9 protein-coding genes are annotated in these 11,782 nt (G+C 53.9%); 5 read left to right on the top strand and 4 right to left on the bottom strand.

The genetic code is table 11. The features are described from left to right. Positions 1–11 precede the first annotated feature (11 nt). Positions 12–2,372, bottom strand: coding sequence for a membrane-bound PQQ-dependent dehydrogenase, glucose/quinate/shikimate family (locus tag ACCW76_RS00885; protein ID WP_160867272.1), 2,361 nt, complete (start codon positions 2,370–2,372; stop codon positions 12–14). Between the two features lie 368 nt (positions 2,373–2,740). On the opposite strand from ACCW76_RS00885, the gene ACCW76_RS00890 reads away from it, so the two are divergent. Together ACCW76_RS00890 and ACCW76_RS00895 are read left to right on the top strand one after the other, a co-directional pair. Further along, positions 2,741–3,670, top strand: coding sequence for an aliphatic sulfonate ABC transporter substrate-binding protein (locus ACCW76_RS00890; protein ID WP_436337481.1), 930 nt, complete (start codon positions 2,741–2,743; stop codon positions 3,668–3,670). Continuing rightward, entirely contained in the window at positions 3,667–4,986 is a 1,320-nt protein-coding gene (locus ACCW76_RS00895; protein ID WP_436337482.1) for an NtaA/DmoA family FMN-dependent monooxygenase, read from the top strand. The genes ACCW76_RS00890 and ACCW76_RS00895 overlap by 4 nt, the downstream gene beginning before the upstream one ends. Positions 4,987–5,049: 63 nt before the next feature. Here the strand turns inward: ACCW76_RS00895 and ACCW76_RS00900 are convergent, their stop codons facing one another. Beyond that, on the bottom strand, positions 5,050–6,342 hold the full coding sequence (locus ACCW76_RS00900; RefSeq protein WP_436337483.1) for a Fic family protein: 1,293 nt from the start codon (positions 6,340–6,342) through the stop codon (positions 5,050–5,052). Between the two features lie 372 nt (positions 6,343–6,714). Here ACCW76_RS00900 and ACCW76_RS00905 point away from each other — a divergent pair, with 372 nt between their 5' ends. Together ACCW76_RS00905 and ACCW76_RS00910 are read left to right on the top strand one after the other, a co-directional pair. Continuing rightward, positions 6,715–7,854 (top strand): metallo-dependent hydrolase, encoded by a 1,140-nt coding sequence (locus tag ACCW76_RS00905; protein ID WP_436337484.1) that lies wholly within the window; start codon positions 6,715–6,717, stop codon positions 7,852–7,854. A gap of 10 nt (positions 7,855–7,864) precedes the next feature. Next, positions 7,865–9,100: an MFS transporter gene (locus tag ACCW76_RS00910; protein ID WP_436337485.1), complete on the top strand. Its 1,236-nt coding sequence runs from the start codon at positions 7,865–7,867 to the stop codon at positions 9,098–9,100. A gap of 91 nt (positions 9,101–9,191) precedes the next feature. Here the strand turns inward: ACCW76_RS00910 and ACCW76_RS00915 are convergent, their stop codons facing one another. Further along, positions 9,192–9,824, bottom strand: a complete 633-nt coding sequence (locus ACCW76_RS00915) for a DapH/DapD/GlmU-related protein (RefSeq protein ID WP_045814316.1) — start codon at positions 9,822–9,824, stop codon at positions 9,192–9,194. Between the two features lie 132 nt (positions 9,825–9,956). On the opposite strand from ACCW76_RS00915, the gene ACCW76_RS00920 reads away from it, so the two are divergent. Next, positions 9,957–10,859: a ParB/Srx family N-terminal domain-containing protein gene (locus ACCW76_RS00920; RefSeq protein ID WP_436337486.1), complete on the top strand. Its 903-nt coding sequence runs from the start codon at positions 9,957–9,959 to the stop codon at positions 10,857–10,859. On the opposite strand, the gene ACCW76_RS00925 is transcribed toward ACCW76_RS00920, so the two are convergent. Then, on the bottom strand, positions 10,849–11,745 hold the full coding sequence (locus ACCW76_RS00925; RefSeq protein WP_436337487.1) for a LysR family transcriptional regulator: 897 nt from the start codon (positions 11,743–11,745) through the stop codon (positions 10,849–10,851). The genes ACCW76_RS00920 and ACCW76_RS00925 overlap by 11 nt on opposite strands. Between the last annotated feature and the right edge of the window lie 37 nt (positions 11,746–11,782).

Here is an 11,782-nt window from a genome sequence, read left to right on the forward strand (position 1 = left end):
TGATGACTCTATTACTTCAGACGGAACGCGACCACGCTGTCACCCGCCTGGGTGCCCAGCGAACCGTGACCACCCGCCGCGATGACCACGTATTGCTTACCGTCTTTACCCATAAAGGTTGACGGTGTGGCCTGCGCACCCGCGCTCAGCTCGGTCTGCCACAGCAGCTCACCGGTGGTGCTGTCGTAAGCACGGAAGAAGTTATCCGCGGTTGCGCCATGGAACACCAGATCACCCGCTGTCAGCAACGGACCACCGTGTGCCACCATGCCCATCGGGAAGCCGATTGGGAAACGACCCGGCAGGAAGCTGGTTTTCAGGTTTTTAGTCACACCCACGCGGCGCAACCACTCGGTTTTCCCGGTTTTCAGGTCTACGCCCACCATACGACCCCACGGCGGCGCGATACACGGAATACCCAGGCCAGACGCCAACTGCTGAATGTGAATCGCGTAGTCACCCTGGAAGTTTTCATTCCAGTATGGCTGGCCATCTTTGGTGAACAGACGCTGCGTTTCGGTCTGCGGCGTACGCTTGATCAGGTTGTATTTGTAGGCGAGGCGCACCGGTGCGGCAATCAACATCTGACGCTGTGGATCAACCGCCACAGAACCCCAGTTGAACACGCCAATGTTACCCGGGAAGATCAGCGAACCGGCTTCAGTGGCTGGCGTCCATGGGTTGCCATCATAACGCAGCGAACGGAAATCCATGCGGCATGACATCTGGTCAAACGGCGTGATGCCCCACATTGATTTCTCAGTCAGCGGGTCTGGAATGAAGTTCAGGCTCGAAACCGGCTGCGTCGCGGCAAACTTCTCACCCGGCACACCGCCTTCAGTGGAAACCTTCACCTGATTAACCGGATACACTGGCTGACCGGTCAGACGATTCAAGACAAACAGGTTGCCGGTCTTGGTCGGCAGAATGACGACCGGCTGTTTCTGACCCTGATAATCGATATCCAGCAATGACGGCTGCGATGGGTTATCGCGGTCCCACAGATCGTGGTTCGAACTCTGATAACGCCATTTGAACGCACCGGTCTGCAGATCCAACGCCACCAGTGCATCACGGAATTTCTCCGTGTTGCTGTTGGCATCACGTTCGATGCCCACTTCATCCGGTGACGCGTTACCAAACGGCACATACACCAGACCATTTTTCAGGTCAGCGCTCAGCGTGCCCCAGGCGACTGGCGTATCCTGCGGATAGTTTTGTCCCGCAGCGATTGGCGCAGTATTTTCTGGATTCGACGGATCGAAATTCCATACCAGACGACCGGTTTCGGCGTCATAGGCACGAATCACGCCAGACGGGTTACCGCTGTTGAAGCCGTTGTCCATGACTGAACCACCGACAATCACTAGCTTGCCGGCCACCAGCGGCGCGGCAGTTTGCATCAACGCATGTGGGCGCACTTCGCCCATGTTGGCATGCAGATCCACCACGCCGTTAGTGCCGAAATCAGCACAAGGTTTGCCGGTATCGGCATCCAGTGCAATCAGCTGTGCATCGGTGGTGGCGTTGAAGATACGCTTACGGCAGATGGCTGGAGCCGCAGCTGAATCTTGCGCAGCAACCGGGCTTTGCTCGTAATAGCTCACACCACGACAGGTCTGGTGCTGCTGCAGGTAAGAACGATCTTTATTTGGTGTGTACTTCCACTTCACCGCACCGGTTTCCGGATCGAGTGCGTGCACTTCGTTATGAGGCGTACAGAAATACAGCATACCGTTGGCTTTCACCGGGGTGGCTTCGAAGGTGTATTCGCTGGCATCCGCATCCTGACGCAAATCGCCAGTGTGATAAGTCCAGGCCACTTCGAGGTTTTGCACGTTCTCTTTGGTGATTTGATTCAGTGAAGAGAAGCGTTGACCGTCAGTGGTCCCGCCGTATGCGGTCCAGTCGTTAGCGGCACCCTGCTCGCTGGCTTGTTCACGCGCATTGCTAATGGTGCCCGCCTGCGGCAGTGGATCGTAAAAGCACAGACCGATCACCACCACAATCATCACGATGACGGTGCCACCCAGGAAGGTGTGGAAGCGGCGTTCGCCCTGATACAGCGGTTTGACCACCCACGGCATCGCCAGCCACAGGCCGATCACGCCAAACAGATCGCCACGAGGGATCCATTGCCATTTATCAAAGCCCACTTCCCAGATAATCCAGGCCAGGGTAATCCACATCAGAACCGCATACAGTGCCAACGCACTACGCTGGTTTCTGAACAGTAAAATAGCGGTAATCAGCAAGCCCACCGCCATCAGTGCATAGAACGCGCTGCCGCCCAGCATCAGCAATTTTCCACCCATATAGAGCAGCGCTAATGCCAGAATCGCCAGCACGATGCTGGTTAGTTTGTTAACCATGCCAATCCCTCAACGTTTTTCATCAATTACCACCCAAAATAAACCTACATAAACTCAACAGAATTTTAACGTACGTTATCGAACAGTAAAAACCCGTTGCTGAGTGTGTCGTTAGCTCCGCTTATGAATGTAGCCGGGCTAATGACTGATGAATCCCGCCGAGTTCAATGTGTGACTGAAATCACGTTTTATTTATCGCCGTGAGAATTAATCATTAGTGAGGATAAATCGCATTTTTTGATAACGCCCTATGCATGATCTTTGACCCGTTGCGGCTTTTGCGCTCACTGCATAACGTTGCGCGGATTTGTTACTACGCCTGCTGTAGCGGAAAACTTACGCTGTTTTCTTTTTCTCAGGGAAACACGATGAAAGTTACGCTTATCGCCAGCGCATTGCTGGCCATCACCTTCAACGCTTTTGCTGCCAAAACCGAACTCGTGGTGGGCGATCAAAAAGGCAACGCCCGAGCGGTGATGTCCGCCGCCGGTGAACTCAACAATCTGCCTTATGAGATCAAATGGTACGAATTTCCTAACGCCGCTCCCTTGCTTGAATCACTCAATTCTCAGCATCTGGATGCGGGATTAGTCGGTGATGGTCCGCTGGCTTTTGCGGTAGCGGCAGGTGCTAAAATTCGCGCCATTCAGGCCTCGCAATATCTGGGCAACGGATTGCTGGTCAAAAAGGACAGCGCTGTTCGTAACATCGCCGACCTCAGAGGTAAAAAAGTGGCCACGGTGAAAGGCTCATCAGGCCAAAACATGGTGCTCAACGCACTTCACCAGGCCGGGTTACCTGATGACAGCGTTAACTTTGTTTTCACCACGCCTGCTGAAGCGACATTGGCACTGGATAACGGCGCAGTGGATGCCGTGGCGACATGGGAACCCTATGTCTCTTTTGCGGTAGCTCAGTCAGGTGATCGCATCGCTATCGACGGTAAGGAGGCCCCCGTCTCCAACTATCTGGTGGCCACCGATAGTGCGATCAGCAGTAAACGCACGGAGCTGAGTGATTTTCGGCAACGCCTGATACGCGCTCGCGCATGGGGCGTGGCTCACCCGCAGGAGTATGCCAATGGCATCGCATCGTTGCTGCGCCTGCCTGATAACGTCGCCCTGAGTAAAGTTCAGCGTGAAAACAATGCCCCGGTTGAAGACTATGCGCTGGTGGCACAGCGCCAGCAGGCCGCCATAGATACCTTCGCGCGCAGCGGATTAATCAAACCCGGCCTGCAAGCAAGCAGCCTGGTTGATGCATCATTCTTTGAAAAACAGGGAGCGTCTAAACCATGATGAATCTGGCGTTGTATCTCGACTCAGGCATTCATCAGGGGGGCTGGCGTCATCCGCAGGCCGCCACGACCGGCGGCCGTAACTGGCCGCTGTACCGTAAAATTGCCCAACGCGCTGAAGCGGCAAAACTCGATATGATTTTTGTGGCGGATAAGTTAGCGATTGATGATGTGTATGGCGGACATCTGGCACATACCGTGCAGCACCGTCAGGTGGGTTGGTCTGAGCCGCTCACCTTACTGGCCGCACTGGCGGCGGTCACCGATCGTATTGGCTTAGGCGGTACGGTCTCCTCCTCCTATTCCGAACCCTATACCACCGCGCGGCAGTTGGCCAACATCGATCACATCAGCAATGGACGCGCTGCATGGAACGTGGTGACCTCACTTACCCATGCCGAAGCACGTAATTTCGGCCGCAGCCAGCACTTCAGCCATGAGGATCGCTATCGCCGAGCGGCAGAGTTCATCGACGTGATGAAAACCCTCTGGGACAGCTTTGAAGAGGATGCGTTGGTGGTTGATAAAAGCCGCGCACGCTTTGCCGACCCGACGCGTTTTCATCGCTTCGACCATCAGGGTGAATCCTTTGAGGTGCAGGGTCCCCTAAACCTGCCCCGTCCGCCGCAAGGGCATCCGGTGGTGATTCAGGCCGGTGTTTCTGAGGCTTTTATCGATTTGGCCGCCCAGCACGCAGAGATGCTGTTTGTGGTGCAACCTAACCGGGAACGCGCGCAGCAATTTTATCAAACCCTCAAAGAACGTGCGCAACACTACCATCGCCAACCCGATCAGCTCCGTGTCATGCCGGGTTTAGTGCCCATTGTTGGCCACAGCGAACGGGATGCCAGCGATCGTGCTGAATATCTCAAATCACTGATCACCGTGGAATCCGGCCTTAGTTTTGTCTCTGCCAGCATGAACATCGACCTGTCACAGTATCCGGTGGATGGACCGGTGCCCGATTTGCGTGAACAGATCACCGGCAGTAAAGGCCGTTTCCAATATGTCATTGCCAACGCGATCGAGCAAAATCTGACGCTCGGCGAGATGGCGAAACGTTATGCGGAAAGCCTGTCGTTCCCTTCACCCACTGGCACGGCGGATCATATCGCGCAGCAGATGATCGATTGGTATCAACATCAGGCTTGTGATGGGTTTGTCATTCTCCCCACCTATATTGATGAAAATGAAGATCTGTTCCTCAGCCAGGTGGTACCGCGCTTGCAAGATGCAGGGGTGTTTCATCAGGATTATGCTGCGGGCACGCTGCGCGAACGTTTAGGCCTTGCTAAGCCGGCTAATCGCTTTCGTTGATACGTTCGCTGATGATCGCAAGCAATCGCAAAAGTTATGCTTTTTGCGATTGCTTGCGATATCTCAGCGTTTTTTCAGCCACTCTTTGAGTTTCCATAAGGAGACCGGCGCTTGATACACCGTGCCCTTACCCTCTTTGATCGGTCTCAATAAGCCTTGATCGGCTAGATTTTTTAACCGACTGCGCGCGGTATTATCTGCGATACCGAGTCTTGCTTTCACCCCTGCGGCGCTCAACAGCGAACCCGGCGCATGCAGCGCAATCGCCATGATATCCAGCTCACCTTTCGCCAACGACATATTCTCTTCGACCCAATGCACCAGGCGCGCCCGTTCCTGATGCAGCGTGGTAATTTGCTCTGTGAAAGCGTGCACCGCGCGCATGACAACTTCACATTGGAATTGGACAAAATAGGTAAGATCAAGCTCGTCCGTTTCGCTGTAGAGGTAAGACATTCCGTATTTAACGGCGGCAGCCTTGAGGAGTTTACTGATCGAAATATAGCGAAAGGCGTGATAGCCACGACGGATCAAATGATGATAGAACAAGCCACGAGCCGTACGTCCATTACCATCATTGAAGGGATGAATGTAACCAATGGCAAAATGCAGAATACACGCAACCAGCAACGGGTGTGTATCCTGCTGTTCAAGAAACTCAACTTCAGCGCATAACGCATCCAGCATGCCATTCAATGCGGCATAATCGGGCGGTTGATGAATGATTTCGCCATCTCGCCCGGCGACAAATACGTCATTGTTGCAGCGCACTTCCCCTGGCCGATACTTTTCGTCATTGATGCCGGAACAGGCGATGTGATGCAAATGCAGGATATCGGCGCGGGTCAACGGCCCCTCGCCCATTGCGGCAATATGCTGCATCAGCCGCCAATTCCCCATGATCATGCTCTCATCTTCGTTGCGGGGCTCCCTTCCTACCGCCAGTAACTCCATGGCCACCCGCGAGGTGGTTGCGGCCCCTTCAAGCTGGCTGGAAGAAATCGCCTCTTCCATGATCAATTGGGACATCAGGTAGGAAGCCGCGTCTTGATCAGTCGGCTCACCGTTGCGCGCAAAGGTCATGCGATCCACCAGGGAGATGGCCGCGTTAATTTTGGCGGTAAAGTTGCAACTCACTTCCTGTGACGCAATCACGAAGTGCTGAGCACTACTCTGCCGTTTAAATTTTAACGCGCTCCACACGGCCAATCGTTCATCAGCATCCCGGATACGACGGCTAAGCTCGTCGAAATGCAGATAACGCATATCCCACTCAGCATAGCGGCTTAGCAGCTCCACTGTCTCAGCGTGGGTCTGGGTATCAAGCAGTTGTTTGGGTGGGCGGCGTAATCTCATCTCAAGCAATCTCAAAAATAGTCACTTTTGAGTTTACTTGAGATAACCATAGGTGGCAAATGTAAAAATTAAACTCTAAAGCACTGATATTTATAGTTAACCATCCCCACACCGAAATATAAACAGATCCCTGGCAGTCATGAATTAAAGAAGTGTCAGTGCGTTATTTTTCGTGTCTGAATCGCGTATTCCAGCCGCGATCACAGAATCAGGATAAGTGTGAGGCAGATAAAAGTGGTTTGTCTTTTTTGCCAGAAAACGGGGTGGCTTTAATGAAAATTCCATGCAGATGACCGAGGCGCAGCGCCGCTTTTATCGTCAGACTTGAATGTCAGGAAAAGTAAATTACCCCCGATAAGAGGTTGCCCTGCGATGTCTGAAAGTCACATCTTAATTAAAAATGCTGAAGTTATTGATCCCGCCAGGAATATCCAGGGACGCCAGGATATTCACATCCTCAATGACCTGATTGCCTCCCCCGATACGCCCGTTAGCGCTCGAACCGAAATCATCGATGCTAAGGATTGCTACCTGTTTCCTGGCCTGATTGATTATCACGCACACGTCTTTTATGGCGGAACGCACAGTAGCGTACCGCCCGATCTCGCCTCGTTGCCCTTTGGCGTGACCACCATTGTTGATGCTGGATCTGCAGGCTCAGCGAATGTTGAAAGCTTTTTACGTGACCAGATTCCCCGCAGTCTGGTGCGCATCAAAGCGTTTGTGACGGCTTATCCAGGCGGACAACTTTGGCAAGAGGAGAACCACAACCCAGACTACTTTGATTTTCCCCGCCTGCAGCAGTTGTTCCGCCGTTATCCCGAGACTCTGCTGGGCCTGAAGCTGAAACAGGAGCGTGCAGTCGTGGGCGAGCTGGGTTCCCGACCCTTCCTTCGCGCGGTAGAGATGGCCACGCAGCTCGACTGTCGTGTGGCTGTTCACATGACCGATCCGGTTCAAACCACCGAACAACTGCTGGAAATATTCCGCAGCGGAGACGTTTTCGCGCATTGCTTCCACGGCAAGGGTGACACCCTGCTCGACGACAATGGCCGGGTAAAATCGGCGGCTCGACAAGCTCGCGCAAGAGGCGTGATCTTTGATTGCGCACACGGACGCAATAATTTCTCTCAACGCGTCGCACAGCTGGCAGTCGCCGATGATTTCTTACCCGACATCATTAGCAGCGACCTCTCCGCTCTGACGCTCAATCGCCCGCCGGTGTTTGGCCTCCCCTGGGTGATGTCTAAATTTCTTGCCATGGGCATGTCACTGTTTGATGTGGTGGAACGCTGTACCGCACGCCCGGCCGCTTTGCTGGGCATGTCTCAACAAATAGGCACTCTGCAGCCTGGCAGTTGTGCCGATGTGGCACTGTTCCGACTCGAAAAACGCGATGTCAGCTTCACCGATGTCCATCAGCATACCCTTACGGGTAGCCAGTTGCTGGTGCCTCAACTCACTCTGAAATCCGGCATGCCACTGTGGCGCGCCAATTTTGGCCTTCACTGAGGTATTCCTTATGCGATCTCCCTGGCTTCGTATCGGCGGTACGCTGATGTTGGGCATGTTTATCTCCTACATCGACCGCACTAACCTTTCAGTCACATTAAAAGAAGTGGCGAGCGACCTTGGCTTCAGTGGCGCGGATTTTGCCACTACCTCAAGCCTGGTATTAACCGCATTTTTGATTGGCTACATTGTGGCCAACATTTCGGGTGGCATTTTCACCACCCGCTACGATCCGAAAACCATCGCCATCGGCATGATGGCGCTGTGGTCTGTCGCGACACTGGCTACCGGCTTTGCCAGTACCGTCATGCTGTTAGTTGCCTGCCGTTTTGTGCTGGGTGTGGCGGAAGGCATCTATTGGCCGCAACAATCCCGTTTTGTTCGCTTATGGTTTACGCCCTCAGAACTGACGCGCGCCAACAGCCTGATTCACTATTACGGGCAGTTTTTGGCGCTGGGCCTCGGCTTTATCATTTTAACGCCACTGCATGATCTGATGGGTTGGCGCAATCTGTTCTTCCTCTGTGGGGGGATAGGGTTGCTGATCATGGTGCCTTTGTATGCACGCGTGTTGTTGAACACGCGCGATGCACCGGTTCAGCAAGAGAAGGTTGCCCCACGTCAGGCGCGCCTCACACGTGCAGATTTTGGTGGGCTGTCGTTTGTCCTGCTGATCGTCACTTACCTTACTCAGGGCATGTTGTTCTGGGGGATTACGTTGTGGATTCCGATGGCGGTGAGTTCGCTGGGCTTCAGCGGCTGGAGTGCGGCCCTGGCAAGTGCCCTGCCTTATCTTCTGGCGGTTGTGCTGGCCATCCCGATGTCCTGGCTGAGTGATAAAACCGGCAAACGGATTCTCATCGCTTCGCTTGGGTTGCTGATCCCTGGCGCCATGTTGCTGGTGCTGCCACTGGTACAAAGCGGCATGATGAAAATGACGCTGATTACACTCGCGATGGGGTACTACGCCAGCAGTTTCACACCCAATATCTGGTCGATTATTCAATCCAGCGTGCGTCCACATGCTGTAGGCGCAGCTGCCGGGATTGTTAATGGTTTGGGCGCAGGCGGTGGTGGCACACTGGCGGGTTTTATGGTTGCCATTTTGTATGCCCGAACCGGAAGCTATACCTCTGGATTTGCCCTGCTCGGTGCACTGGTGATTGTTGGCGGCATCTCGCTGTTGGCATTTGGTTGGTGGCGTAATCGCCACCCCGTGGGCCAAACTCAACCTGCCGCACTATAAAATAACGCTGATGTGATCATGCTGGTGCAGAGAAACTGACCCTGGGCGGCCTATTGATGGCCACCCTGACAGCACAGCAGACGTTGTCATTTTACACCGCGTGCCGCTGGCAGAACGCAGCAATGTCTGGCGACTGGAAGTCCGCCAGATGTGCCATCAGCTTCTCCAGCGGCCAATTCCACCACGCAATCGCCTGCAACTGAGCCGCGATGTCCGGCGTAAAACGGCCACGAATGGGTTTCGCAGGCACGCCGCCAACAATGGTGTAAGGTGCCACATCTTTAGTGACGACCGCGCCAGCAGCCAATACCGCACCATCGCCGACGGTCACACCCGGCAACACAATCACGCCATGACCGATCCACACATCGTTGCCGATGATGACGCGGTCCTCTCGACGGTTGGCAAAAAAACCCGCATCACGCTGTGCCTGAGGGTCATAATATTCCGGGCAGTAGGTAAAACGATGCTGGGAGGCGCGATCCATCGGATGATTAGGTGCCCCAATACGCACCTGATTGGCAATCGCGGTGAAACGTCCAATTTGCGCATCAGCGACACAACAGTGCTCGCCCAGGTAAGAAAAATCTCCCAACTCGCTATATTCAAGATAACTTTCGGCGAGAATCTCACATTGCTGACCAATGTGGGTTTCGCGCATACGCACGCTAGGATCGATGACGGTGTGTTGCAGTTTAGCCGGTTGGACAGCGGCAAGGGCCATAGCAAGCTCCAATGTGGTCAGAGGTCTGGATAACGGGATGTATCAGGTCAACGGCGAAGCACAACACTAAAGCGGCAAGATGACAGAAATGCTATCGTAGCGGCTTCGTTATCGGCCATTTAAGGAAAGGGAATGAGAACACCGTGGTCACTGTTAGCACTATTGTGGTCTTCTGGTCAGGCGTCAGCGGCACTGCCCGCTGATATCAAAGCGGGTGATATCGTGCAGGTGCAGTTATCACAATTGCATCCCACGCAAGCCGCGATTGGTTATCGCCAGTTGGATTACAAACTGCACCGTTACCAGGCCGATCCCAAAAAGCTGTTCGATGATTTTTGTGAAAGCATGGGACAGAAAGGCGTAGACAAGTTCAACAGCAAATCACGCATCTCAGATCCAGACAGCTTCACCTGTAAAGCCCCGGTGGGTGCGCAGCCAGGACCGATGAAAACCGCCGTCATCGCCCCGGATAATGCACTCTACCTCACGGATGGTCACCACACTTTCAGTAACTTTGCTGACATTGGTGGCTTGAAAACACGCGTGCAGGTGCGCATCACCAATGATTTCCGCAATCTGAAAACCATGAGTGCTTTCTGGCAGCAAATGGAGGCCGCGCATCTGGTCTGGCTGGATACACCCAAAGGCAAAATCACCCCGCATGACCTGCCGAAAGAACTCGGCCGTAAATACATGCAGGATGACGAATATCGTTCGCTGGTCTATTTCGTGCGCGATATCGGCTTCGAGAAAGAGGAAAATCCCCCGCCGTTCCTTGAATTCTATTGGGGTAAATGGCTGGAGACTGAACTGCCGCTGAAATCATTCGATCTGCACGATCGCAAAGGTTATGGCGCAGCGGTCACCGCCATTGCGGAAAAAATCACCGACGTACCTAAAGACACGGTCATTGCTCAGAGTGATGCCGGGCCGCTCACGGCTGAGAAGCTGGGCGCGATGAAGAAAGTGAATGATAAAAAACTCGATAAGATGATTTCTGCAGATGGCAAACTCGGCTGGGCGTTTAAACAATAGCGTCACTGCGCCTGACCAATCCCAGAAAATTCTGCGCCGTTGCCGTCAATGCATGCTCATGCCAGGCCACCGCTAATCCGGTGGTCGGTACCGGCGCTTTTATCTGTTTAAAAACCACGCCTGATAAGCTGAATTGACGCATCGATTCCGGTACCAGTGAGATTCCTAATCCCGCAGCCACAACAGACAATATCGAAACGATATGCGGTGCGGGCTGCCCTTCCACTGGCGTGAAGCCGTGCTGGCGGCACGCCTGCAGTACGGACTCGCGCAAACTGGTACCGCTCTCTTGCGGCGTCAAAATAAAATGTTCGTCGCGTAACGACGGCAACGCAATTTTGCCGCGTACTCTTGCCAGCGGATGGTTAAGCGGTAGTGCAGCCACCAGCGGTTCCTGCACCAGGAGCTGGACCGTGACGTTATCAGGTATCGTATTTTCCTGGCGCAGTAGCGCGATATCCAGTTGCTGATTGGCTAGCGCCTGAAGCAACACAATCGAATTGGCTTCCATCACCTTTAGCATCACGCCGGGAAAAGCTTCGCGGAAGGCGCGGATAAAACCCGGCACCAGCGGATTCATCCCTACGGTGCCAGTAAACCCTAAACGCAACGAACCTGATCCACCTTGTGCCGCGCGGCGTGCGGCATCCACCGCCCCAGCAGCGATATCAGGCAGCGGCTGAACGGATAGCAAAAATGCTCGCCCGGCCTCCGTCAGTTCCACACCCTGCGCCGTGCGGTTGAACAACGCATAGCCAATCTCTGTTTCGAGATCCTTGATTTGCATGCTGAGCGGTGGCTGTCCGATCCCGAGTTTCGCCGCTGCGCGCGTGAAATTACGCTCGTTAGCGACGGCAAGGAAGTAGCGAATGTGGCGTAACTCCATCTGTTTTATAGATACCTTTATGCAGCGCTATATATTG

Source organism: Pantoea sp. C8B4, from assembly GCF_051336905.1.
GTDB lineage: Bacteria > Pseudomonadota > Gammaproteobacteria > Enterobacterales > Enterobacteriaceae > Pantoea > Pantoea rwandensis_B.

Coding starts and splice junctions, on each gene's coding strand:
- ACCW76_RS00885 (WP_160867272.1), bottom strand. CDS start 2,372: ATGGTTAACAAACTAACCAGCATCGTGCTGGCGATTCTGGCATTAGCG.
- ACCW76_RS00890 (WP_436337481.1), top strand. CDS start 2,741: ATGAAAGTTACGCTTATCGCCAGCGCATTGCTGGCCATCACCTTCAAC.
- ACCW76_RS00895 (WP_436337482.1), top strand. CDS start 3,667: ATGATGAATCTGGCGTTGTATCTCGACTCAGGCATTCATCAGGGGGGC.
- ACCW76_RS00900 (WP_436337483.1), bottom strand. CDS start 6,342: ATGAGATTACGCCGCCCACCCAAACAACTGCTTGATACCCAGACCCAC.
- ACCW76_RS00905 (WP_436337484.1), top strand. CDS start 6,715: ATGTCTGAAAGTCACATCTTAATTAAAAATGCTGAAGTTATTGATCCC.
- ACCW76_RS00910 (WP_436337485.1), top strand. CDS start 7,865: ATGCGATCTCCCTGGCTTCGTATCGGCGGTACGCTGATGTTGGGCATG.
- ACCW76_RS00915 (WP_045814316.1), bottom strand. CDS start 9,824: ATGGCCCTTGCCGCTGTCCAACCGGCTAAACTGCAACACACCGTCATC.
- ACCW76_RS00920 (WP_436337486.1), top strand. CDS start 9,957: ATGAGAACACCGTGGTCACTGTTAGCACTATTGTGGTCTTCTGGTCAG.
- ACCW76_RS00925 (WP_436337487.1), bottom strand. CDS start 11,745: ATGGAGTTACGCCACATTCGCTACTTCCTTGCCGTCGCTAACGAGCGT.